Annotated in this window: 20 protein-coding genes; all 20 read right to left on the bottom strand. The window is 61.0% G+C overall.

Annotation, left to right across the window (positions count from 1 at the left end; all coding sequences use genetic code 11):
• Window positions 1–11: 11 nt before the first annotated feature.
• On the bottom strand, window positions 12–1013 hold the full coding sequence (locus NE357_RS28435; RefSeq protein ID WP_169432483.1) for a serine/threonine-protein kinase: 1002 nt from the start codon (window positions 1011–1013) through the stop codon (window positions 12–14).
• Window positions 1010–1738, bottom strand: coding sequence for a PP2C family protein-serine/threonine phosphatase (locus NE357_RS28440; RefSeq protein WP_039765158.1), 729 nt, complete (start codon window positions 1736–1738; stop codon window positions 1010–1012). The genes NE357_RS28435 and NE357_RS28440 overlap by 4 nt, the downstream gene beginning before the upstream one ends.
• A complete protein-coding gene (tssM, locus tag NE357_RS28445; RefSeq protein ID WP_169432484.1) occupies window positions 1738–5277 on the bottom strand; it encodes a type VI secretion system membrane subunit TssM in 3540 nt (1179 codons plus the stop codon). The genes NE357_RS28440 and tssM overlap by 1 nt, the downstream gene beginning before the upstream one ends.
• 13 nt (window positions 5278–5290) lie before the next feature.
• Entirely contained in the window at window positions 5291–6166 is an 876-nt protein-coding gene (icmH, locus tag NE357_RS28450; protein WP_011336585.1) for a type IVB secretion system protein IcmH/DotU, read from the bottom strand.
• Between the two features lie 5 nt (window positions 6167–6171).
• Window positions 6172–7503 (bottom strand): type VI secretion system baseplate subunit TssK, encoded by a 1332-nt coding sequence (tssK, locus tag NE357_RS28455; RefSeq protein ID WP_085731357.1) that lies wholly within the window; start codon window positions 7501–7503, stop codon window positions 6172–6174.
• A 2-nt stretch (window positions 7504–7505) separates the two neighbouring features.
• On the bottom strand, window positions 7506–8006 hold the full coding sequence (gene tssJ / locus NE357_RS28460; protein ID WP_169432485.1) for a type VI secretion system lipoprotein TssJ: 501 nt from the start codon (window positions 8004–8006) through the stop codon (window positions 7506–7508).
• Between the two features lie 5 nt (window positions 8007–8011).
• Entirely contained in the window at window positions 8012–9205 is a 1194-nt protein-coding gene (gene tagH / locus NE357_RS28465) for a type VI secretion system-associated FHA domain protein TagH (RefSeq protein ID WP_169432486.1), read from the bottom strand.
• Window positions 9206–9223: 18 nt separating this feature from the next.
• Entirely contained in the window at window positions 9224–9364 is a 141-nt protein-coding gene (locus NE357_RS28470) for a hypothetical protein (protein ID WP_053125091.1), read from the bottom strand.
• A gap of 93 nt (window positions 9365–9457) precedes the next feature.
• Window positions 9458–10978 (bottom strand): sigma-54 interaction domain-containing protein, encoded by a 1521-nt coding sequence (locus NE357_RS28475; RefSeq protein ID WP_169432487.1) that lies wholly within the window; start codon window positions 10976–10978, stop codon window positions 9458–9460.
• A 10-nt stretch (window positions 10979–10988) separates the two neighbouring features.
• Window positions 10989–13646: a type VI secretion system ATPase TssH gene (gene tssH, locus NE357_RS28480; RefSeq protein WP_169432488.1), complete on the bottom strand. Its 2658-nt coding sequence runs from the start codon at window positions 13644–13646 to the stop codon at window positions 10989–10991.
• Window positions 13647–13657: 11 nt separating this feature from the next.
• A complete protein-coding gene (gene tssG / locus NE357_RS28485; RefSeq protein ID WP_085612408.1) occupies window positions 13658–14665 on the bottom strand; it encodes a type VI secretion system baseplate subunit TssG in 1008 nt (335 codons plus the stop codon).
• Window positions 14629–16416, bottom strand: coding sequence for a type VI secretion system baseplate subunit TssF (gene tssF, locus NE357_RS28490; RefSeq protein WP_169432489.1), 1788 nt, complete (start codon window positions 16414–16416; stop codon window positions 14629–14631). The genes tssG and tssF overlap by 37 nt, the downstream gene beginning before the upstream one ends.
• Before the next feature lie 69 nt (window positions 16417–16485).
• Window positions 16486–16908, bottom strand: a complete 423-nt coding sequence (locus tag NE357_RS28495) for a hypothetical protein (RefSeq protein ID WP_085606169.1) — start codon at window positions 16906–16908, stop codon at window positions 16486–16488.
• Window positions 16909–17172: 264 nt separating this feature from the next.
• Window positions 17173–17559 (bottom strand): hypothetical protein, encoded by a 387-nt coding sequence (locus NE357_RS28500; RefSeq protein WP_169432490.1) that lies wholly within the window; start codon window positions 17557–17559, stop codon window positions 17173–17175.
• Window positions 17556–18548: a DUF6402 family protein gene (locus tag NE357_RS28505; protein WP_169432491.1), complete on the bottom strand. Its 993-nt coding sequence runs from the start codon at window positions 18546–18548 to the stop codon at window positions 17556–17558. The genes NE357_RS28500 and NE357_RS28505 overlap by 4 nt, the downstream gene beginning before the upstream one ends.
• Before the next feature lie 11 nt (window positions 18549–18559).
• Window positions 18560–19084 (bottom strand): PAAR domain-containing protein, encoded by a 525-nt coding sequence (locus NE357_RS28510; protein ID WP_169432492.1) that lies wholly within the window; start codon window positions 19082–19084, stop codon window positions 18560–18562.
• 11 nt (window positions 19085–19095) lie between these two features.
• The gene (tssE, locus tag NE357_RS28515; protein ID WP_085708830.1) at window positions 19096–19503 is read right to left on the bottom strand and encodes a type VI secretion system baseplate subunit TssE; all 408 of its coding nucleotides are present in this window, start codon (window positions 19501–19503) and stop codon (window positions 19096–19098) included.
• Window positions 19504–19512: 9 nt separating this feature from the next.
• Window positions 19513–20988, bottom strand: coding sequence for a type VI secretion system contractile sheath large subunit (gene tssC / locus NE357_RS28520; protein WP_085731350.1), 1476 nt, complete (start codon window positions 20986–20988; stop codon window positions 19513–19515).
• Window positions 20989–21016: 28 nt separating this feature from the next.
• On the bottom strand, window positions 21017–21520 hold the full coding sequence (tssB, locus tag NE357_RS28525; RefSeq protein ID WP_003229587.1) for a type VI secretion system contractile sheath small subunit: 504 nt from the start codon (window positions 21518–21520) through the stop codon (window positions 21017–21019).
• Window positions 21521–21552: 32 nt separating this feature from the next.
• A complete protein-coding gene (gene tssA / locus NE357_RS28530; protein WP_169432493.1) occupies window positions 21553–23115 on the bottom strand; it encodes a type VI secretion system protein TssA in 1563 nt (520 codons plus the stop codon).
• Window positions 23116–23741: the final 626 nt, after the last annotated feature.

The following is a 23741-nucleotide window of genomic DNA, read 5'->3' on the forward strand; positions in this document are numbered from 1 at the left end:
AATGTCATCCGTTACGCCCGCAGTCGCAAACGCTGCAGCCAGGACGAAGTGGCGCCCAAGGCGTCACGCAATTGGTCGGCAGTGATGTTGCGCTCTGCCGGGTCAAAGGCCAGCGCGGTACGCAGCGCGGGCCAGCAGTGTTTCGGTAGATTCGACGGTGCTTGCAGCTCGCGCTCCAGGTGTTCGTCACGTGCCTGGGTCGAGGGCAAGCGGCGGAACGGGTGTTTGCCGCCCGCCAGTTCATAGATCACGCAGGCCACGCCGTACACGTCCGCGCTGGCCGACAGCGGTTGGCCCTCGAGCAGTTCGGGGGCGGCGTAGCCCGGGGTCCAGGCGTTGAAGCGCTCGCGGCTCAGGTGCGGCAGGCCGGGCAGGATGCCCTCCTCGGCTTGTCCTAGACCGAAGTCAAACAGGCGCACGCCGTCTTCGCTGAGCATGACGTTGCTCGGTTTCATGTCACCGTGCAGCACGCCGCGACGGTGGGCGTAGGCCAGCGCGTCGAGCAGCGGCAGCGCGATGTCGCGCAGTTCTTTCCACGGCAGGCCCAGTGGCCGCTCGCAGAGCAGTTTGTCCAGGGTCAGGCCACGCATGAGTTCCATGGTGATGAAGGCCCGCTGGCAATCGGTGTCCACTTCGAACGTGTGCGGTCGCAGCACGTTGTCGTGGCGCAGGCGTCGGGTCAGGGCGAACTCGCTGTAGAGCAAGGCACTGGCGTCCGGCGACTCGGCAAATTCTTCGCTGAGGATTTTCAGCGCAATGTAGGGATCGGGATCGCCGAACTGTTCGTGCAGCAGATCCCGGGCCCGGTAAACCGCACCCATGCCGCCGGCCCCGAGCAGGCGCTCGAGGTGATAGCGGCCGGCGAGTACGTCCGGCAGTGCGCCGATGCTGGCCTTGGTTGGCGCCAGCAAAGGCTCTGCCTTGTTTTCGCTGGCGAAGGCGAAGTAAGTCAGGTTGCTGGCCTGCTCTTCGCTCATCAGCAAGTCGTCGACTGAGGATTCGATTTCAGTCATTGGCGGATCACCACGGCCGTCAGGTTGTCGCGAGCGGCACCCCGCAGGGCGCCGTCGAACAGACGTTCCAGCGCCACGTGTGGCGCCGCCAGGCTGAGGGCATTGCCGAGGGCATCGCTGCTCAGGCCTTGATACAAACCATCGCTGCACAGCAGGAACACATCGCCCGGATAGACCTCGAGCTCCAGCACATCCAGGGTCAGTTGTTCCGCCGCGCCGACCGCCCGGGTCAATGCCTGGGCGGCCGGATGAGCGGCCGCTTGCTCGACACTCATCTGTTGCTCGTCGATCAATTGTTGTTGCAGCGAATGGTCCTTCGACAGCTGATACAACCGCTGTCCGCGCCACATATAGCAACGACTATCGCCGGCCCAGATGCAGGCCGCGCGATTGCCTTCCACCAGCAGCGCCACGACGGTGCTGCCCATGATGCTGTCGTGGCGCCCGGCGGTGACGGTCAACTCCTGCCCCAGGCGCCGGTTCAGCCAGTGCAGGCACTGGCGGATGGCTTTGAGGCGTTCGTCGAAGTCTTCGTGCTGCGGCAGTTCAGCCAGGCTGGCGACGATCAACTGGCTGGCGATGTCGCCACCCTGATGACCGCCCATGCCGTCCGCGACCACCCACAGCCCATGCTGCGGGGTGTCGAGGAAGGCATCTTCGTTGCGCGACCGCACCTTGCCCGGGTCGGTTCGCGCCGCGCTGCGCCAGGGACTGGCCACCAGCATCAGAGCTGCACCGGCATACGGAAGGTGCGCATCACGCCCATGTCGAACGGGTTCGGCGTGCGCTGACTGGTCAGCAGGTAGTTGGCGCGCAGGCCACCTACGTCGGCTTTCAGCACCAGCACATCACGACCGGTCAGGTACTCGGTCTGCATCAGGTCGAACAGACGGAACAGCGACCACGGGCCGGAGTTCTTCTCGATGCCGATCGGGCGTCCGGCCATCTTGTCCATGACCAGGCTGGTGCGACCGTCTTCAGCATCGGTCGGCCACTTGAAGCTCATGGGCAGGATCGGACCGTGGCGGTATTCCATGGTCTTGTCGCCGAACTTGAACTCGGAACGGCTGACCGCCGGATCGAGTGTGTACGGCTCCAGCTTGAACTGCACGGTCGGCTCGGCCGGGTTGATCGAGAAGAAGCTCTGACGGATGTTCAGGGCCGCCGCCATCTGGTCGAGGAAGACCTTGGACACCGGCAGGCTGCGACCGTCGATGCTGCGCATCCGGTAGTTGCCCGGATCACCGCTGACGAACGGACGCATGTAGCTGTCGAAGAAGCGGTCGATGGTGCCTTGAGCCCGGAAGAACTCGCGGAAATCGCTGATCGCCACATCGCTGGTGCTCGATGCGCTGAACGGGTAACGCTGGCTGATAGTCTTGCCATACACGCTGTACAGCTCGCTCTGATAACGGCCGTTCAGGTATTGATAGGCATCGTTGAGCACCAGGCGCCACGAGTCTTCGGCCAGCACGTTGAACCACACGCTCAGCGGACGCGGCAGACGACCGGACGCATTGCGCAGGTTGGTCAGCGCATCACGCTGACCGCTCATGCGGGTCTTGGCCAGTTCGAACGCGGCTTGCTCCGGCGTACTGGAACGGGCGAGGCCCGCCAGTTGCAGTTGCAGGTCGTTGAGCGCGGTGAAGGCCGGGGTCAGGTCAGCGGCCGGGCCGTTGTTGTCATCGAGCAGCTTGTGCAACGGCTCGAAGCGACGTTGCAGAGCCTTCTTGGCGGTGTCCGGCAGGTTTTTCGCCACGTTCATGGCCGAAGCCTTGTCCGCGACAGCGGAGGCCAGTTTGCCGACCTTGCCCAGTTTGCCCTTCTGCCCCGCCAGCGCATCGGCGGCGTCACCGGCTTCGTCCACCGGCTCAGGGGCTGCCTGGAAACGAGTGTTTTCACGCACTTCGGTCAGCAGAGCCAGCACCGGCGAGTTGGCCGAGGTCAGGCCCGCCAGTTGTTCGGCGCCTTCACCGGCATCGCTGATCGGCGGCAGCGCCACCTGGCCAACGGCCTCGCTCCAGTAGTTGGCGTAGTCACGGAAGTACAGTTGCTCCAGCTCGACCATCAGGCGACGCAAGTCCATGTCGCTGATGCCGGCGCCTTCGCCCAGCACCCAGTTGTCACGCAGGATGTCGGTCACCAGCGACGCGCCTTGTACCGAGAAATACTGCTGATAGCCGGTCTGGGTGTAGAAGCCCGGGATGACGTATTCGGTGCCGATGAACAGCGAGCCCTGCGGGCCGAGGTGCTGGCTGAAGCGATAGTCCGGCAGGTTGCGCGCCTGCTCGCGGAGCATGCGATAAACCACGGCGGCCAAAGATTCGCTACGCAGGACCTGACGCGCCTGAGTCACCAGTTGCTCGTTGAGCGGGTAGATGAACGGCTGCTTGAGCAGACGCTCAAGGTGCGCGTTCAGACCGTTCTGCACCGCGGTGTTGCCGGTGTAGCGCTGCGACCAGTCAGCCGCGATCCAGTCCTTGAGCCATGCCGCGTCGCGACGATCCTTCATGTTCAACATCAGGTACGCGCGCAGGCTGTTGATCAGCTTTTCGCGGTCCTTCATGTTGGCGCGGATCTGGCCTTCGAGCATCGTTGCGACACGCGGCAGCAGTTGCTTTTCGAGCTCGCGTTCGTAGGCTTCCTTGACCACCGGACTGACGTCCTGGCCTTGATACAGACCGACACGCTCGTGGTAAGACACGTCGCTCTTGTTCGGGAACACCTGGGTGGCGGCGTAGCTGGAGTCGAGGGTTTTCAGTGCGCCCATGGCGTCATCGCGCGGCGACAGTGCCGTGCGTTGCTGGGTCCAGTTCTGCGCCAGGTTGCGCAGGTCTTCCAGACGCTCGTAGTTGGCCGAAAAACCACCGGCCCAGAGCATGCCGAACAGGACCAGCGCGCCCAGTGCGCCGACGTACAGCGCACGCTGGCCCCAGTGGATGCGGCTGCGCTCGCGCTTGTCCAGACCGGCCAGATCGGCCTCGGGGAAAATCACCCGGCTGAGCAAGTGGTGGATGAAACGCGAACGACCGCTGCGCAGCGTCGGCAACACGCCGGCGCTCATGCCCAGACTCGCGCCGATGCCGGCGGTGGTCGAATCCATTTCGTGGGTCAGGTGCGGTGCGCTGGTCAGGTAGAAACCACGCAATTGCGTCGCACGCTGGTAGCGGTTGCCGGTGAACGCCATGTCGACGAGCAGGCACAGACGCTCGCCGATCTGGCCCATCTGATGCGGGAAGTCGAGGATGCGGCCCCGGCGCTGGGTATCGCGCTCGGAGTGCATGCGCATGATCACCTGGCTGTTGAGGCGACGCAGCAGCTCTTCGAACTCGTTGCGCAGCACCGCCACGTCGGTGCCGACCTGATCCTTGCGGAAACTGGTGCCCAGCACCTGATCGCTTTCTTCGCGGGTCAGTTGGTCGAAGAACTCGTCGAAGCCCAGCAGCTTGTCAGCCTTGCTCAGCACCAGATACACCGGCACATCGACGTGCAGCTTCTGATAGACGTCTTGCAGACGCGCACGCACCTGACGGGCCAGGGTTTCGATGTCCTGTTCGCTGCCACTGGTCAGGGTTTCCACCGGAATGGTCACCAGCACGCCGTTCAACGGACGACCACGACGACGCTTGCGCAGCAGCTCCAGCAAGGTGGTCCAGGCGCTGCCGTCGACTTCCGCATCCGGCTGGGTCAGGTAGCGGCCGGCGGTGTCGATCAGCACACCGTGGTCGGCGAAGTACCAGTCGCAGTGGCGGGTACCGTGGGTATCACGGGTCAGCTTGCGATCGATCTTGTTGATCGGAAATTCCAGCCCGGAGAAGTCCAGCAGGCTGGTCTTGCCGCTGGCCTGCGGGCCGATCAGCAAGTACCACGGCAAGTCATTGCGCCAGCGCTCGCTGCGGCCGCGATACAGGCTCGAAGTCTTGAGGGTTTTCAGGGCGTCCTTGAAACGCTCCTTCAACTCTTTCTGCTCTTCGTCGATCAACTCTTCGCGGCGGATACGGTCCTGCCCGTCTTCGGTTTCTTCGACGGCTTTCTTGCGGATACCGGCGCGCCAGCTGACGAAGACCATGGTCAGGCCCCAGATCAGGAACAGCACGCTGATGGTCAGCAGACGCGACGTCGCGCTCTCCCAGAACTTGTAGTCATCTACCGCCAACAACGGGCCGACGAACCACACCAGCAGCGCCACGAACAGCACCAGCAGCAGGGTCCAGACCCAGGTCTGGCGCAGGAAGGCGCCGACTTTCTTGAAAAACTTTTTCATCACACGTCCCTGTTTACGGCTGCGACTGCGGCTGGGCCGCGGCCGGATCAAGCGGCTGATAAGGTTGCAGAACGGTGTCGCGCTGCTCGCCCAAGACCCAGGCGAAGCCCGAATACATCATCACCAGGCAGACGAAGGTGAACAGCACCACCATCCACGCCGGCACGATGCGCACCAGGTTGCGGCGCTGATCGTTGAGGCCTTCCCACTGCGGCGACAATTCACGCGGCACGTCGCCGCGCAACTGACGGATCTGCCGGTACAGGGCGTCGCGGATGCCTTCGAGCTCCAGCATGCCGCGCGCCTGCACGCGGTACTTGCCCTCGAAACCGAGGGACAGGCACAGGTACATCAGCTCCAGCATCGGCAGGTGCTTGACCGGGTTTTTCGACAGCCGATCGAGCAGCTGGAAGAACTTCTCGCCACCGAAGGTTTCGTTGTGGAAGCTGCTGAGCAGGCTCATTTGCGACCACTCGCTCTCGTTGCCCCACGGCGTGGTCACGACAGCTTCGTCGACCACGGTGCAGAGCACGTATCGGGCGGCCATCACCTGGCTGCTTTCGGCGCCGTTGTGCAGGGCGCGCACTTCAAACAGCTTGAGCCCGGCGGTCAGGCGCTCGTTGAGCGCGTAGAGGTCTTCGCGGGTTTCGCTGTGTTTGAGGCGCACCACTTCCGACAGCAGTTCGGACGAGGCCGCCACCAGCGAATTGAGGCTGATGTTGAAGGCTTCCGCCGGGCGCAGGCGCGCGGCGTAGATCATCCGTTCTTCCAGTTGTTCGAAGCGCGGCGGCGCGGCGAAGTCGGTCAGCGGACTCGCCGCCGGGCCATGGCCCTGACGGTCGAGCAGGACGGTTTTGTCGTCCTGGTTGTGTTCCATGTCCTTGATCATGTCGGTCAGTTCCTGATGGCCCAGAATTTCAGTTCAAGCTCGGCGAATTCGCCGGACACGTGGAACGCGAAGCCGCCGGAGCGCTCGAGTTGTGCCAGGTCTTCGGAACTGAGTTCGAGGATGAAATAGGTTTTGTTGGAGTGGAACGCGATCTGCCGCGGGGCCACCGGCAACGGTTTGACCTTGATCCCCGGCAGGTGCAGGTTGACCAGTTGGCGGATACGCTCCACCGGGCCGACCTTGAGGTGCGCAGGCAAGCGATTGCGCAGTTCTTCGGAGTCGCAGTTGGCACTGGCCGCCAGCACGAACGACGCCGAGCCCAGCAGTTTGTGGTCGTGCAGCGGCGACACGATGATCCCGTACTGACGCGCTTGCAGGATCAGCTCGATGGCGTGCTGTTCCAGCACCATCGACAGCACCTGACGGATCGACTCCATCAGTTTGCGGAAGCTCGCGCCCTGGTCGGCGTGGGAGTAACGGCTGTCCAGACGCGGGCGTTTGCTGTCGCTGGAGAAGGTCGCCAGATCGCCGAGCATGGTCAGCAGCGTGCGGTACAACTCTTCGGGGTGAACCTGCTCCAGGCCCAGGTAGTGACGCAGTAACAGTTCGGTGCGGTTGATCAGTTGCAGCATCATGAAGTCGCCGATCTCCGCGCCGCCGACCTTGCCGTTCGAACGAATCCGCTCGGCAATGGTGTCGCCCCGGTGACCGAGCATGCTGATCACTTCCTTCAGGCACGACAGCAGGTAACTGGACGCGTGGGCCTGAATGTAGGTCGGCACGAAATCCGGGTCGAGGCTGATCACGCCGTCGGGCGTGGTGTCGAGCACGTCGCAGATCTTCAGCTTCACGTAGGCCTGGTCGCTCTGCTGCTCGCCGAGCAACAGCTTGAAGTCCGGACGACCGCAACTGACCTGACTGGCGGAATCGTCTCCCGCGTTGGAGTCAGCGACTTCGGCGTCATACGCGGTGTAACGCGCAAGAACGTCCGACTGCTCCGGGCGACGGGCCTCGATGTGGTTACCGGTAACCAGTGGCAGCGCCAGATAGATCGGCATGTTGCCGGTGTTCGGCGGCACGTCCAGCGCCAGCGGTTCGGTGTTGCCACCGAGTTCGAACAGGCTGCCGTCCGGCAGGATCCCCGAGGCTTCACTGATCACCAGCTTACCCATGTTGAGGAATTGCAAGTCGATCTGAAGGTTCAGGAAACCCCAGGTGTAGCCGCCCAGCAACTGGGTACGGGTCTTCATCTGGTGATCGTAGTAGCGGTCGTTGTGCTGGAAGTGCTGCGGACGCAGCAGCATGCCTTCCTGCCAGATGACTTTATGGGTATTCATGATCAGTCATCTGCCTTGGCGAGCGCTTCGTGGGTGTTGCGGATACCGGTCCGATCGAGGGTCAGATCGGCTTCGGTGACCTCAAGCGGCGTGACCTGGAATGTGTAGCGCCATTTGGTTTCCGGCAGGTCGCGGTACGCGGCGAGGATGCCGACGTAACGGCTGCCCTCCTCCACGCTGAGCTTCATTTCCACGGTTTCACCCGGGCGCAGTTCGAGTTCTTCGCTGGCCACCAGATCCGGGTTGAGGGATTCCTTGGCGCGTTCGTACAGACTGAAGAAATCGGCGTTCTCGAAGGTCACCGGGTGCTTGAGTTCAAACAGGCGCACCACGATCGGCGACGGACGCCCGTTGAGGTCCGGGTTCAACTGATCGCTGCCGGTGATCTTCAGGTTGACCTTGGTCACTTTCGAATACGGCGACATCGACGAACAACCGGCGAGCAGCACCAGTACGGTGAGCGCCGTCAGCGTCTTGAAAAAAGCGGTCGAGCGGCGAGACATGCGCATCATCCTTGGTGGTCGGTGTGGAGGGTGGAAATCAGGCGGATCTGTTCTTCGTAGGCCTGGGCGAAGTCGCGGGCCAGCAGGCGCTCGCTCCAGTCATCGTCCTGACGCAACGCCTGGTGGTAACGGTTGAACGCTCTCCAGCGCCCGCCGGAGGTGGCGAGCAGTGGCTTGTTGTCGCGCTCGAATCGCAGGGTCAGCTGTTCCGGCGAGAAGTGCTCCAGGGTGCCGCGCACCGCCGCGCGGCTGGCGGTCAACAGCGCCACCTGATGCGCCTGCAAGTCGCGGAACGCACGGGAGATCGCCTGCTCGGCCGGCAAGTGTCCCGGCTTGTGCGGCTGCAACAGGATGTCCAGCGCTTCGCTCGGATCGACGGCAAATTTCAGCGGGTTCTTGTTGGTGCCTTGCACGGTAGTCTGGGCCAGACGCAGCTCGTTCTTCAGCTCCGAGCGGGTGCGCAGGCTCTGTTGCAGACCACCGATGCTCTGGCGCAGCAGACGTGCCGCATTCAGCGCGAGGGCTTCACGTTCGTCGTGGCCGAGGTGCTTCACGTCCACGCCGAGGGCTGCGCCGAATTTGTCCCAGAACGTTTCGCTCTGACGCTCGACGGCTTTCGGTGCAGGCGCAGGCTCAGGTTTGGGCTCGACGATCAGCTCCGGCACCATCAGGCTTTCCATGTCGATGCGCGCATAGTCGGCGCGCTGACGGGAGTCTTCAGGGTCGGTCACCGGTGCGAGCATTTCCTCGAATTCCGAGTACACGCGCTCTTGCTGCTCCAGCGACTTCAGCGGATCGAGATCGAGGAACGCATCGTCCGGAATGATGCTGCCGGCGGCGCGTGGCAGGCCGACTTCACCGTCGAACGTCGCCGGGTCGCGCACCAGTCGTGCGCGAATCTCGAAGTCGCCCAGCACGTAGGTGCTGCCGTGCTCGATGCGCACCGGCTCGCCCTTGTGCAGGCGCGCGCCGCTGTCGCCGTCCTGAACACCGTTGCTGCTGGTGTCGGTCAGGAAAAACGTGCCCTCGCGATAGCTGACGATCGCGTGGTGATTGGACAAGTGACGCTTGCGGTCAGGGATGATCCAGTCGCAGTCCTCACCCCGCCCGATCACGCCACCGGCCTGTTTGAAGGTCCGCTGGCACAGCTCGGTGGGCACGAACTGCTTGGTGTTCAGCATTTCGAAAACCAATTCCATGTTTGATGCTCCTTGCGGTCACTTGCCGCGATTGGCCGCCTGCGGATCACCCAATGGGCGGTAATCGTTATCGTTGAATTTGTAATTGCCGCTGCAGCCGCCGAGGCCGCATAGAACGACGAGGGTCAGCAGGACAGCGTGCCAGTGACGAACAGACATCAGAGGGTCTCCAGGTGTAGACAAAGCACAAAGCGCCGACCCTTTCGGGCGGCGCTGATATAAGCGGACGAGGTGAATCCGACGGACTTTCGCCTACCCATCGAAATCACCCAGATTGATGTTCAAGCGGCCGAGCCGGTACAGCAGCGTGCGGCGCGGCAGGCCCAGTTCCCGGGCGGCGAGCGTCTGGTTGCCATCGTTCTTGCGCAGGCAATCGAGCAGTAGATGGCGTTCGACCTGCTCCAGTCGTTCGCGCAAATTGAGGCCGCAGTTGTCTTCCGGCATCGGTTCCAGGCGAAGTGAGAAATGCTCGGCCAGCAACTCGCCGCCCTCGCACAACAGCACCGCCCGCTCGACCAGGCCTTTGAGTTCACGCACGTTGCCGGGGAAGGTGTAACCGGACAGGTGTTCCAGCGCCGCGTCCGACCAGCGCACCGGATCGCGTTGCAGGAAGGTGCAGGCCTTGTCGGCGAAGTGTTTGGCCAGGTCGAGGATGTCGCCTTCGCGCTGGCGCAGGGCTGGCAATTCGATCGGAAATTGCGCGAGGCGGTAGTACAGGTCCTCGCGGAATTTTCCTTCGCTGACCAGCACCGACAGATCGCGGTGCGTCGCGGCGATGATGCGCACGTCGATCTTGTGGGTGTCGTTGGAACCCAGCGGACGGATCTCGCCTTCCTGCAACACGCGCAGCAACTTGGCTTGCAGCGACAGCGGCATGTCGCCGATTTCGTCGAGCAACAGCGTGCCGCCGTTGGCCGCGTCGAACAGCCCGGCGCGGTCGCGGTCGGCGCCGGTGAACGCGCCTTTGCGGTAGCCGAACAGCTCGCTTTCCAGCAGGTTCTCCGGGAACGCCGCGCAGTTCTGCACGATGAACGCCTGGGACCGGCGGGGCCCGCAATCGTGGATCGCCCGCGCGACCACTTCCTTGCCGGTGCCGGTCTCGCCACGCAACAGCACGGTGTACGGGCTGTGCAGGACTTTGCTGATCAACGAGTAGGTCTGGCGCATGGCCGCGCTCTTGCCGATCAGGCCGTAGCCGCTGGCACTCGGCAGACTGCGCACGACCGGCGCGGCCGCATCCACCGGCTGGCGCAGACGTTGCAGCAAGTGCAACTGTCCGAGCACGAACGAGCCGAGCTGACCGAGAGAATCGGCAAACCCTTGCAGGTTGATGTGACGACGGCTGGCGCACAGCAACAATCCCTCGACAGCCTTCTGCTGATTGACCAGCGGCACGCACAACAGCGACTGCCACGGCGTGGACGATGCCGGCAGAAAGCTGGTTTCCTGCAGGCTGCCGCCCAGGTCGTCGAAGCTCACCACGCGGTTCTGGCACAGGGCAAATTGCAGCAACTGCTCGCCGTTGTAGTCCGCCGGCAGGCTCGCCGCCCCACGCGGCTGCAACAAGCCGTCGAGGCACTCGGCGTTCATTCCCAGGCACGTGTGGGTGGCATCGAGCAGATACAGCTGCGCCAATTCGCAACCGCTCAACCCGGCCACGCCGCGCACGAAGTCACCCAGCAGCGCAGCACCGTCCGCCGCCCGCGACAGACTGGCGAACTGCGCCAGCAAGGCTTCGGCATAGAGCAGTGGCTGCGGCACTTGAGTGAACATCACACTCACCTCAGGCGAACTCGCAGGTCACGCTGGCTTCGCCGTCGAGCGTCGCATGCACGCGCTTGAGGCTTTCACCGGTGGCCATGGCGTCGAGCAGGCGGTCAGCCACCAGCGGCAGCACGTGCTGGTCGAGCAAATGATCGATCAGGCGCGCACCGCTTTCGCTCTGGGTGCAACGCTCGGACAGGTGATCGACAAGGTTCTGGCACCAGGTGAAATCCAGCTGACGACGGTTCAGGCGCTCGCCCAGACGACCGAGTTTGATTTCGATCAGCTCGCGCAGTACCGGGCCGCCGACCGGGTAGTACGGCACCACTTTCATCCGCGCCAGCAGCGCTGGTTTGAAGTGCTTGCTGAGCACCGGGCGAATGGTTTCTTCCAGCACTTCGGCGGTCGGACGCGCGCCGTCTTCGCAGAGGTCGCTGATCTTGTCGCTGCCCAGGTTCGAGGTCATCAGGATCAGCGTGTTGCGGAAGTCGATCTCGCGCCCCTCGCCGTCGTTGGCCACGCCTTTGTCGAAGATTTGGTAGAACAGGTTGAGCACGTCCGGATCGGCCTTCTCGACTTCATCGAGCAGCACCACCGAGTACGGCTTCTGGCGCACGGCTTCAGTGAGCATGCCGCCCTCGCCGTAACCGACGTAGCCTGGCGGTGCACCGATCAGGCGGGAAACGGTGTGCTTCTCCTGGAACTCGGACATGTTGATCGTGGTGATGAAGCGGTCGCCGCCGTACAGCAGGTCGGCGAGTGCCAGGGCGGTTTCGGTCTTGCCGACGCCGCTCGGGCCCACCAGCAGGAACACGCCGACCGGTGCGTCAGGTTTGTTCAGGCCGGCAGCGGTGGCGCGCATCGAGCGATCCAGTGCGTGCACGGCCTGTTCCTGACCACGGATGCGGGTGCGCAGGTCAGTGGCGAAACTCGCGACCTTGGCGTTGTGTTCGCGGGCCAGTTGCGCCAGCGGCACGCCGGTCCAGGCGCTGATCACTTCGGCCACCAGACGCGGGCAGACTTCGAAGCTGACCAGACGCTCCTTGACCTGAGCGGCGGTCAGGGCGCTGTGGGTTTCGTTGAGTTGTGCTTCCAGTGCTTCGACGCTTTGGCCTTCTTCAACTTCAGCGACCACGGTTTCGATCACCGTGCCTTCGGCGTCTTCCTCAACGCTGACGGTTGGCTCGATGGCGGCAGCTTCACGGGCCTTGGCCAGTTGCTGACGCAGTTCCAGCAGGCGCTCGGCCAGTTGCTTCTGCTCGGTCCACAGGGTTTCCAGTGCGACCATTTCGCCTTCGGCTTCGTCCAGGCGCGCTTCCAGTGCCTCCAGCGCTTCGTGGTCGATCAGCAGACCGGCTTCGGCATCGCGACGCAGGGCCTGACGCTGACGGCCACCTTCAGCCAGTTCGCCACGCAGGCGCTCCAGGCTTTCAGGGGCAGCGGCGAGGCTGATGCGAACGCGGGCGCACGCGGTGTCGAGCACATCGACCGCCTTGTCCGGCAGTTGCCGACCGGCCAGGTAACGGGCGGACAGTTCCGCTGCCGACACCACGGCGTCGTCACGCAGGTAGATGCCGTGGCTCTTCTCGTAGACCTGAGCCAGGCCACGCAGGATGGTCACCGCTTCGTTCACGGTCGGCTCGTGCAGTTGAACCGGTTGGAAACGACGAGCCAGCGCCGGGTCTTTCTCGAAGTATTTCTTGTACTCGGCCCAGGTGGTCGCGGCGATGGTGCGCAGTTCGCCACGGGCCAGCGCCGGTTTCAGCAGGTTGGCGGCGTCGGAACCGCCGGCATTGCCGCCCGCGCCGATCAGGGTGTGGGCTTCGTCGATGAACAGGATGATCGGCTTCGGCGAGGCTTTGACCTCGTCGATCACGCCTTTGAGACGACGTTCGAATTCACCTTTGACGCTGGCGCCCGCTTGCAGCAGGCCCATGTCCAGCGACAGCAGCTCGACGCCCTTGAGCACCTGCGGCACTTCACCGGCAGCGATGCGCGAGGCCAGTCCTTCGACGATGGCGGTTTTACCGACACCGGCTTCACCGACCACGATCGGGTTGTTCTTGCGGCGACGGGCGAGGATGTCGACCATCTGGCGGATCGCGCCATCGCGGCACAGCACCGGGTCGAGTTTGCCGTCGCGGGCCTGTTGCGTCAGGTTGTGGGTGAAGCGCTGCAGCAGCGATTCGCCCTGAGCGGCCGGCTTACCGTTGGCGGCTGGTTGCTCCTGTTGCGACAGAGCGAATTCTTTCAGGCGATCAATGTTCAGTTTGGCGAGCAGCGGCTGATAACGGCTGCCGGCGTAGCGCATCGGGTTGCGCAGCAGCGCGAGGATCAGGGCGGCGTCTTCAACCGAGGTCTGGCCCAGTTCGAGGTTGGCGACCAACAGCGCGTCTTGCAGCCACTGCACCAGTTCCGGGGCAAACACCGGGTTGCGCGAGGCACTGTGTTCAACGCGAGATTGCAGCGCGGCGCTCAGTTCGCCAGCGTCAACGTCGGCATCCTGCAGTGCGCGGGAGAGCAGACCGTTCGGGCGCTCCAGCAGGCCGAGCAGCAAGTCTTCGACCAGAATCTTGCTGCCGCCACGGGCCACGCAGCGCTCGGCCGAACGCTCCAGATCGCGACGGGTTTCGGCGTCCAGCGCCTGGATGAGTTGTTGCAGGTCTACGTTGATCATGGCTCACGTCCTTAATGAATTTTGCTGCCCAGAGTCACCACGCCGTCTGCTTTTTCGCAGCCCAGCCAACTGGTCCACCCCAGGCGACAGTCGTTCTTCTCGCCAATGCGCAGTTCGCGGATTTCTTCCGGGCGCAGCACCAGGCGAATGTCGTAATCGAGCGGGTCACGCAAGGTGAACCGCACCAGCGCGCAGAGCGGCTGGTAACCGAAACCGATGGGCAGGAATTCGTGGAATCGCTCCCAGTCGAGTTCGGTGATGTGAATGCGGAATTTGCCGCTGCGGTCGCGCACGCGTTCGCCCAGCACCAGGTCTTCACCCAGCAAGCTGTTGGCGAAGCCGAGGCGGTTGCGCTGTTCTTCGAGGATTTCCACGCGGCGCTCGATGCACTGCTCGATGACCAGGTCTTCGTGCTTGAAGTAGTAACGCAGCACCGCTTCGATCAACGCCGCCGAGTGCGCGCGCAGGCTCAGCAGGCCGAGGTACGGCAGCAGGCGTTTCCAGTTCAGTTCCTTGGCCTTGCGGATCTCGTCGCCGCCGAGGCCGATCAGAGCGAACAGCTGCGACGAAAACGGGTCGACCGCGCCGCTCTGGAAGCTCGCGCGATAGCGGTACTTGCGCCAGATCGGCAGCATCAGCCGTTGCAGGCGATGGTGGAACAGGTCGAGGAAATTGCGCGTCGGGTTGCCGTCTTCGCTGTCGCCCAGGGCTTGCTCGCCGTAGAACGCCGGCAGCGGTGAACCGGAACCGACCAGGCCGATCAGGTTGAACCGCAGCCGCGCGCGCATCTGTCCGTGCTCTTCGAAAAACTCCACGCGATCGACATCGCTGCGCGGAAATCCAAGGCTCGGGTTGGCCTGGAATTCCAGCTGGTCGTACAGGTCGTCTTCGCTCAGGTACGGGTGCGCATCGCGCAGCCGGTCGATCACCAGCAGCACGGCCTGAAACAGCGAGTACTCGCGTATTACCTTCGTCAGCCCGCTTAAAGCAGGGGCTGCAGGCCCATACGTGGTGTCCATTGGTACACCTCTCCCTGTGTGCTTTTTACCCGCAGCTCATGGAATGAATTGAGACTGGCGTAAAGCGCGAAAAACTCGTTGAGAACCGAGGCGAAGACGAACAGGTCGCCCTCACCGATATACCCTTCCGGGTCGATGGTCAGTTCGGTACGCAGACCGCGCACCGGCAGACCACGGTGCAACCGGTCCACGTGGTGATGCTTGATCAGTTTCAGACCGCCGAGCAGGCGTTTGCTGACCTTCTCCGCGTGCTGGTCGTAGTAGCGCGGCAGGTCGTAGGTTTCGAGAATCACCTTCAGTGCATTGACGTCGGCCAGCGACAGATAGTTAAGCGACATGTTGCTGATCAGCTTCCACAGGAAGTCACGGTTCAGCGGCGGCGCGAAACTGGAAGTGGCCGGGGTGATGTTGCGGAAACTCAGGAACTCCGGGGTCTCTTCGCAGGCCATGCAGATCTGCCCGAGCTTGAGTTTGCGCGGCAGGTTCTGGTTGGTGCAGACCAGCTCGATCGACAGGGTTTCGTGGGCTTCGGTGTGGCGGATGCCGAAGCTCAAATAAGTGTCGAGGCCGTCGTGCAGCAGCGACGAGCGCTGGCGGATACTGTAATGCGGACGGCTGTTGGGCACGTCGAAACTCGGGTCGTGCTCGAAGGATTCGAACGGCACGTACTCCTGATAGCCGAGGCCGCCAGGCTTCCAGCCGGTCACGGTTTCCACAGAGAACACGCCGCAGTTTTCCAGATCGTATTCAGCCGGCAGCAGCAGGTATTCGTCCTGTTTGCCGTCGAGGCGGATCGGCAGCGCGTCGTGCTTGAACAGGTTGACGATCGGCGTGCAGAACAGCTTCACGTTATCCAGGGTCGGACGCATGCGCATGATGCCGCTCTTGCGGATGTCGAAGCGCAATTCCAGGCCACGCATCTGCTTGAGGGTGTCTTCCGGCAGCGCCTTGAGAATGTCCAGGCCGTGGACATCGACGAACAGGAACTTGTCCTGGAAGGCGAAGTATTCCTGCAGGTAGCGATAGCCGCGGAAGGTGTTCAGCGGATACGGGATCAACGCTTCTTCTTCGGCAAAGCCCACCGGCTTGACCCGGTCGCCCGGAATCTTGAACGCCATCGGCTTGCCGCTCACGCCATCGATGGGCTTGCCGGCGCCGTCGAGCGGGATCAGTTCGATGCCGTCGAGGTTGCGCAGCAGGCTCAGGTAGAGCATCTGGCTGATGTAGCGCTCGCCGGCAAAGTGCAGGCGCAGTTTGCTCAGCTCCAGCTCGCCGAGGTGGCCGTCGGCACTCATCTCCAGGCGCAGGCTGAGCAACGAGCCGTCGCCCTTCACCGAGTAGTTCAGCGCAGCCAGATCCAGGGCCATGACTTCGGTCGGGTAGCAGGTGCGGAAGCGGCAACGCACGTCTTCGATCGGCACGCTCTCGATCGGCGTGTCACGCTCGACCTTCAGCGCCGGCCCGGAACGCTTGAGCGGATCGAACTGCAGAATGCTGAACGCCGGCAGCGGGCGCATGTAGTTCGGCCACAGCAGCTGCATCAGGGAATGGCTGAGCTCCGGCAACTCGTCATCGAGCTTCTGGCGCAGCCGCCCGGTCAGAAACGCAAAGCCTTCCAGCAACCGCTCCACATCCGGATCCCGCCCGGCCTGCCCCAGGAACGGCGCCAACGCCGGACTACGCTCGGCGAAACGGCGGCCCAGTTGGCGCAGTGCGGTGAGTTCGCTTTGGTAGTAGTGGTTAAAGGACACGGGTTACCTGCCTGGTAGTGGAACTCATGGAATAACTGTCCTGCGGATTACGCTCGATACCTGACCTGATCATTGGATGGCACTCTCAGGCTGGTTCGGCTGGATGCGTCCAGCGATGTTTCTTGATACCCAGCGCAACTCAATGACTTGAGAAGCGAGGATTGCCAGCAAGGTGACGCAACCTTGAGCCACGCCATAAAACAAGGCTCTCAATGGGTTGTCGGGGAGCATCCAAAGCAGGATGAAGCCCACCATAAGGCTCAGAATCACCAGCTTGGCAACGAGGCTTGGAATGAGCGCAGCAATAAAATTGACACCGAGAAAAATGTAAAACATCGCGTAGCTGGCAATACCGATGGCGACCCCACGGGTGGTGAACCCACCGTTCAGATGCTTGTAGGCATGTACTACTGCATTATTCAAAAACACGTAGGCCACACATCCGAAGGCATGGACAAACAGGCACATGGCGATACGGTAGTAGTTGCTCATGCTGGTCTCAGATTTCCGTACCACGATCCAAGGCCATGGATAGCTACAACAGCAGCCAAAACCGAGAGCGTCAGTGCGCGGTGAAGACGTGAATTTCGAGCCGCCCGATGTGAGGCAGTCAGGAGCAATAACAAGCTCAACAAGGCCAGGCAGCCAAACAGATCACTGTCAGCAACACCGGCCAGATACCCCTGCAAACTCATTGCGTCCATGAATACCGCTCTCCAACTTTCTCAGGTAGCGAGGCCGCCTTTAAATCAGGCATCAACGACACTCTGAAACTATCCAACTTTCCCAGCCTTCAGAGCCTGGATAAACAATCATCTCTCCGCGAAACTCGGGTGCAACGCCGGGACTCCCCTCATCCCGCCAGAGATACCATTCTGATGTTTTTAGTAGATCGTTATTTTTTGTATAAACGCGATAAAAATACGGACTGCTAAAGTACTTAAACGCACGACCAGCCACTACACCCAAAAAATTGTAATTCGGTGAATACGTTGCGATATAGCAGCTTCCTGAGTCATTCCAGTCAATGAAAAGAGGCTCCGCGGCCTTTGAGCTAAGCACCTTCAAGCCCAAAAGAACCAAAACTGGCACAAGCACGCACAACGAAAAAAGTAAAAAGCTCTTTCTAAGGGACGCTTTCATGGCATTGCCTTAGGCTTGGCTGATCGTTGCGAAAACTCTGCAAAATCTGCAGAGGTAAAACGATGATGAATGGATACAGGAATTTTCTTGACCGTAGAGTACACAAACAAATCACCACCCTTGCCAAGTTTGCTGCGGTAATTATTGTAACTATCATTGGTCACTTTGAAGTAAACCTTCCCCTCAGACTCATATGTTTCCGGCGAAGTTAAATATGCAAAAATGCTCGGCCTGACAACGCCGTCGTGATTCCAATACCCAAGCAGTTGGTCGCTGCCATCTTCATTCAGAAACTCATATGTATCACGTACATAACAACCAATTTCTTCAATCGTTAATGTAGCAGCCATTTTTTTCGTCTTGGGTGTAGTGCTGAATTTTGTGACTGCAAATTTAATAACAAATCCACCCAATGTGCCGTACACATCATCCAATGGATTATTCTTCTTTTCCGAAGTGGTAATCCCGATAGATCGAAAATTATATTGCGTTGCAGACTCCAGCATTCGTGCACTCAGGGCACTGTAGTCATGAGCACCCCTAGCAAGGTCCTGGTTAGCCTCATCAAGAACTCCAAGCGTTCTCATGCAAGTCATAAATTGCAAAAGCCCCGGTGCTAACTGCGTCAGTCCCTTTTGACGGCCAATAAGCTCATTGTATTGACTGGGGCTTGCGGCCTTCGCAATAAGCTCTTTGATGGTTTCACCTGTGTGGGGTGAGGAAGAGGTAAGCCATTCAAAATCCAAATCATCAAACAGTTTTTCTTGGGTGATCTTGTCAACGGCAAGACGTCCCCGCTTCTCACTTGAGGACATCACAAAAGGCGCACCGTCGAACCAACGCTGCATGATTCGAGCGCTTTCCTTCCAGCCCATTTTTCTCATCACACCTGGAATATCTGTGATCTGGAAATGATCGACGGCCGCTTCCGCTGGCTTCTTGTCAGAGGAAGGGGTGAGTTGAGCTGTTACAGGAGTGGGTGCCGGCATGTGATAGTTCCTTAAGCAATCACGAGCGAAGTCTGTTCTTCGACGATAAGCGTGACACTTTCAGCGAGGTGGGAAGCAATAGGCCTCGTTCGGCCTTTTGCATCAGTAACGCCCTTGACCTCTTTACCGGAGGCTGTACGCAAGGTGTACGGCCGGTCAGCGACCGGTGTTCCGGTTCTAGGATTACGAACCACAAAATGCTGACTAAACGGCCACTGAATCTCCACCGGCAACGGCGGCACAAACGGCGCGGGCGAATGCGAATTGCCGATAATCACCGTCCCGGATCCAGCCGTTACTTTATTGCCATGAGATCCAACCGAACCGACCGTGGCGGCCGGTTTGCCGTTGATCAGAACCGTCGTCGCCAGATCGCCGACCATCGCACCACCACACGCGGAGGCATCGCCTTCGCGGGCCGCCGGCAGGCCGTCGAAGAACACGTCGCCGGAACCGGCGGCGATCGGGTTGGTGCCGTGGCCGGGGAGCGGGCAAGCGGTGGGGTCGGATACGCGTGCTGCAGGTTTGCCAGACATCGGGGTTCTCCTTAGGTGACCTTCACTTGACCGCTGCCATCCAGGCGCGCGGCAAAACTGACCTGACGCTTGAAACCCTCGACTTCCAGCAGGCCTTCGATGCTGAAGGCCAGGCGAAGCTGGTCGTGGTCACGCGGCAGGGAAATGACACGCACGTTGCTCAGGCGCGGTTCGTAGGCTTCGATGAAGCTTTCGATGGCCAGGCGGGCCTGACTCAGGGAGTCGTGCAGGCTCAGGCGCATGTCATTGAGATCGGGCAACCCGTAGTCGGACAGCGTTTGCACGCTGCCGGCCCGGGTGCTGAGCATTTTGGCCAGATGGGCAGCCACCGACGCCATGGCCGAAGCCTCGAGGCTCCTGCCCTTGCGTAGTTCCGCGTCGCCGTTGAGGCGTTCGAAAAGGCTGCCGTATCCGTCCATGAGTCGCTCTTACTCTTTGTCCAGCTTGCCAACCAGCGACAGGGTGAAATCGGCACCCATGTACTTGAAGTGCGGACGCACGTTCAGGCTGACGCGGTACCAGCCCGGCTCGCCTTCAACGTCGCTGACGATCACTTGCGCAGCGCGCAGCGGACGACGGCCACGCACTTCGGCGCTCGGGTTTTCCTGGTCGGCCACGTACTGGCGGATCCACTTGTTCAGTTCCAGCTCGAGGTCGGTGCGCTCTTTCCACGAACCGAGTTGCTCGCGCTGCAGCACTTTCAGGTAGTGAGCCAGGCGGTTGACGATCATCATGTACGGCAGTTGGGTGCCGAGCTTGTAGTTCAGCTCTGCCGCCTTGCCTTCTGCGCTGATGCCGAAGAACTTCGGCTTCTGCACCGAGCTTGCGGAGAAGAACGCCGCGTTGTCGGAGCCTTTGCGCATGGTGAGGGAGATGAAGCCTTCCTCGGCCAGTTCGTATTCACGACGGTCGGAAACCAGAACTTCCGTAGGAATCTTGGTTTCGATTTCGCCCATGCTTTCGAAGTGGTGCAGAGGCAGGTCTTCAACCGCGCCGCCGCTCTGTGGGCCGATGATGTTCGGGCACCAGCGGAATTTGGCGAAGCTGTCGGTCAGCTTGGTGCCGAACGCGTAAGCGGTGTTGCCCCACAGGTAGTGCTCGTGGCTGTTGGCAACGTTTTCCTTGTACACGAACGATTTGACCGGGTTTTCTTCCGGGTCGTACGGGTTACGCAGCAGGAAACGCGGAACGGTCAGGCCGACATAGCGGGAGTCTTCGGAGGTACGGAAGCTCTGCCATTTGGCGAATTGCGGGCCTTCGAAGTGATCTTTCAGATCCTTCAGGTCCGGCAGACCGGTGAAGCTTTCCAGACCGAAGAATTTCGGGCCGGCGGCGGCGATGAACGGCGCGTGGGACATGCAGGCTACGCTGGACACGTACTGCATCAGTTTCACGTCCGGCGAGCTTGGGGACATGTAGTAGTTGGCAATGATCGCGCCAACCGGCTGACCACCGAACTGGCCGTATTCAGCGGTGTAGATGTGCTTGTACAGGCCCGACTGCATCACTTCCGGCGAATCTTCGAAGTCGTCCAGCAGGTCGTCCTTGGAGACGTTGAGGATTTCGATCTTGATGTTTTCGCGGAAGTTGGTGCGGTCGACCAGCAGTTGCAGGCCACGCCACGACGATTCCAGGGCCTGGAAGTCCGGGTGGTGCAGGATTTCGTCCATCTGGCGGCTGAGCTTGGCATCGATCTCGGCGATCATGCGGTCAACCATGGCTTTCTTGACCGGCTCACCGTTGTTCTGCGGCTTGAGCAGCTCTTCGATGAACGCCGACACACCGCGCTTGGCGATGTCGTAGGCTTCGTCGTCCGGCGTCAGGCGGGTTTCGGCGATGATGCTGTCGAGGATGCTGTATTCGCCGTTTTCGGCGGCGTTCTGTTGTGCTGCGCTAGTGCTCATTGTGTTGGCTTCCTTGGCTGCTGGAGTCTCAAGCGTCCGGGGCTGCGGCGTTCAGGCCCAGCTCACCGAGTACGCGACCGCGGGATTCATCGTCGGCGAGCACGCCTTCGATGGCTTTACGGAACGCAGGTGCGTTACCCAGCGGGCCTTTGAGGGCCACCAGCGCGTCGCGCAGTTCCATCAGTTTTTTCAGCTCAGGCACTTGCTCGACCAGGCTGGCCGGGTTGAAGTCCTTCATGGAGTTGACGCGCAGTTGCACGGCCAGCTCGTCGGCCTCGCCATCTTCCTGCAGACGGTTCGGCACGCTCAGCGTCAGACCCAGCTCTTGCTTGGCCAGCACTTCGTCGAAGGTCATCTTGTCGATGCTGATCGGCTTGCGATCCTCGATCTTGCGATCGTCCTTGCGGTGGGTGTAGTCACCGATTGCCAGCAGCTTCAGCGGCAGTTCAATCTCTTCCTGAGCACCGCCGGTGGCGGGTTTGAAGGTGACGTTGATGCGTTCCTTGGGGGCTACCGAGCCTTCTTTGGCCATGGCTTTTCTCCTTGCGGTTGTGGCCCTGGGGCCTATTCGAGTACCACTTCGAGGTCGAGGTGGCACAGCCTGCGATAAATCTCTTCCTTGCGTTCACGTACGGCATGGTTCTGCGGCAACAACTCGCAGCAACTGTGCAGCAGGTGCAGCACTTCCAATGCAAGATCGGGCTCCCAGGCGTGCAGGCCTGAGTCCTGTAATGTCTGATCGAGGGTTTCGAGCTGGTTCTTGGCCAGTTCGTATTTCTTGGCCAGGAAGCACAGCCGCGCGAGGGCGAACTGCCAGAAGAAGCGTTCGCGGCCGCCGTGCGCCGATTGCAGACCCTGCTTGAGGATCTGCACCGCGGGCTTGAGGCCTTCCTTGCGCAGGATCGGCTGGACTTCTTCGAGGGCCTTTTCCCAGGCTGGCTGGGTTTCGGCGTTTTCGGTTTCGACCTTGCGCGGCGCGCTGGCGCTTTGCAGGTGCGGCATGACGTTGGCGGCGATCCACGCCCGGGTGGACGGATCGGCGAACGGCGCGCCGTCATGGAAACGCAGCTCAATGATGCCGGGCAGGCGCTGAATCAAAAGCGCGAAGTGGATTTCCACTTCGCGCATGGCCAGCTCGGCGTTGAGGTTCTGGAGACATTCCCAGACCATCCTCTGGCCATCGAACCAGAATGGCGCCTTCGCCAGGCTCGCCTCCAGTTCCACCAGTAGGTCGGCGTATTTGCCCTGATCGAAACGGTCCTGATACTGCTTGAGCTTGTCGACCGGCAACCCACGCAACACAGTGATCTGCTCGGCGTTGCGCTCGGGCACCGCGTCGATCGTCATCCACAGCAAGGTGCGGTTGAGGCGCAGGGCGCGCAGGTCTGTGGCTTTCTGCTTGAGCCACCAGGCGCACAACGGACGGGCGCTTTCCTGCTGGGCGCGCAGGGCCTTGTGGGCTTCTTTCTCGTTGTCGATCGGCGCGCCGGGGGCCAGCAACTGAGTTGCCGCCTGCTTGACCTGGGCCACCGCAGCCCCCACCACGCCGGGCGCCGGCTGGTTGTCGGCGGCGCGCTGGATCATGGTTTTCAGACGGCGGGAAAGCGGCAGCAACAACGGTGCATCATCGCCCAGATGCTCGGTGCAGGCCGCGTCGAGACCGGACAGGTGTTCGGACAACTGCCGGAACATCGGCAGCTGTTCCTTGATCGCGATGTTCTCGGTGATCACCTGCTCAAGACGCGGCACCAGCCAGCCGATGGCGGCGGCCCGGGTGCGGGGTTTGAGCGGGTGAATCTCGGCCCAGTTGTTTTCCGACAGATGGTGCAGAAAACCGAGGCCGGCCAGCAGGCCGGGGAAGGATTCGCGCTGGTACAGCGACCAGGTCAGCCAGGCGCCGACACGCAAATCCTTGGATTGGGTACGCAGGAGGTTTTCGCTGTTTTCGCGAATTTTCAGCCAGTCGATCTGCCCGCTTTCGTGCATCGACGAGGCTTTGGCCAGCTCGCTTTCCAGGGCCTCGAATTCGCTCGAGAAACGAACGTCTTCACCCGCAAAATTCTCTTTGGAAACAGAGACTTTAGCGAGTTCGAGGTAATGGGCGGAAAGTTTGCTTGAGTAGGACATCCATGGCCTTTATTTGGATTACGGTCGTGCGCCTATTGGAGTTGCAGCAGCGCGGGACAGTATCGAAGAGCAGTCGGAAGACTCATCCAATTGAGTGTGTGCTCTTTCAAGTGGGCGCATCGTAATCACTATGATGGCCACTAGCAAGCATCTGATTAAACAACAAGACGAACTGTTCATTGGGCGCTGTAGGAGATCGCCCTATATGTGTCAGGGGTTTCCCTGATTTCCGCTTATATCAAACGAGCCGTTCAAACCACGGCGTAACCGGCGTCCCAGAGCGGCTGCCCGAAACCCGCCGAAGCCTCCTTGAACGCACGTTCCAAAACACGAACGAAAGCATGACAACACTGGAAAGAAAATAAAGTAGGAATCTTCCGAAAACGGACAGGCATCTTTAAACAAATCCCGGACGACAACAGGCAACAATAAAAGTGCCATCAATTTGATGGCAGCTCACACTTTGCATACTTCACAAGACTTCTTTTTCCGCACAATTGCAGGACTTCATGCAAGTCGCCGTCTTTTCGTCAATCGATCCACCCTGCGTAAGCACACACTTTTGATGTGGATTGTTCTGACAAATGTCGCGGACCTGTTCTTACATCAATATATTTCATGCTGCG

This window comes from Pseudomonas sp. G7(2022) (assembly GCF_052660475.1).

Coding starts and splice junctions, on each gene's coding strand:
- NE357_RS28435 (WP_169432483.1), bottom strand. CDS start 1,013: ATGACTGAAATCGAATCCTCAGTCGACGACTTGCTGATGAGCGAAGAG.
- NE357_RS28440 (WP_039765158.1), bottom strand. CDS start 1,738: ATGCTGGTGGCCAGTCCCTGGCGCAGCGCGGCGCGAACCGACCCGGGC.
- tssM (WP_169432484.1), bottom strand. CDS start 5,277: ATGAAAAAGTTTTTCAAGAAAGTCGGCGCCTTCCTGCGCCAGACCTGG.
- icmH (WP_011336585.1), bottom strand. CDS start 6,166: ATGATCAAGGACATGGAACACAACCAGGACGACAAAACCGTCCTGCTC.
- tssK (WP_085731357.1), bottom strand. CDS start 7,503: ATGAATACCCATAAAGTCATCTGGCAGGAAGGCATGCTGCTGCGTCCG.
- tssJ (WP_169432485.1), bottom strand. CDS start 8,006: ATGTCTCGCCGCTCGACCGCTTTTTTCAAGACGCTGACGGCGCTCACC.
- tagH (WP_169432486.1), bottom strand. CDS start 9,205: ATGGAATTGGTTTTCGAAATGCTGAACACCAAGCAGTTCGTGCCCACC.
- NE357_RS28470 (WP_053125091.1), bottom strand. CDS start 9,364: ATGTCTGTTCGTCACTGGCACGCTGTCCTGCTGACCCTCGTCGTTCTA.
- NE357_RS28475 (WP_169432487.1), bottom strand. CDS start 10,978: ATGTTCACTCAAGTGCCGCAGCCACTGCTCTATGCCGAAGCCTTGCTG.
- tssH (WP_169432488.1), bottom strand. CDS start 13,646: ATGATCAACGTAGACCTGCAACAACTCATCCAGGCGCTGGACGCCGAA.
- tssG (WP_085612408.1), bottom strand. CDS start 14,665: ATGGACACCACGTATGGGCCTGCAGCCCCTGCTTTAAGCGGGCTGACG.
- NE357_RS28495 (WP_085606169.1), bottom strand. CDS start 16,908: ATGAGCAACTACTACCGTATCGCCATGTGCCTGTTTGTCCATGCCTTC.
- NE357_RS28500 (WP_169432490.1), bottom strand. CDS start 17,559: ATGAAAGCGTCCCTTAGAAAGAGCTTTTTACTTTTTTCGTTGTGCGTG.
- NE357_RS28505 (WP_169432491.1), bottom strand. CDS start 18,548: ATGCCGGCACCCACTCCTGTAACAGCTCAACTCACCCCTTCCTCTGAC.
- NE357_RS28510 (WP_169432492.1), bottom strand. CDS start 19,084: ATGTCTGGCAAACCTGCAGCACGCGTATCCGACCCCACCGCTTGCCCG.
- tssE (WP_085708830.1), bottom strand. CDS start 19,503: ATGGACGGATACGGCAGCCTTTTCGAACGCCTCAACGGCGACGCGGAA.
- tssC (WP_085731350.1), bottom strand. CDS start 20,988: ATGAGCACTAGCGCAGCACAACAGAACGCCGCCGAAAACGGCGAATAC.
- tssB (WP_003229587.1), bottom strand. CDS start 21,520: ATGGCCAAAGAAGGCTCGGTAGCCCCCAAGGAACGCATCAACGTCACC.
- tssA (WP_169432493.1), bottom strand. CDS start 23,115: ATGTCCTACTCAAGCAAACTTTCCGCCCATTACCTCGAACTCGCTAAA.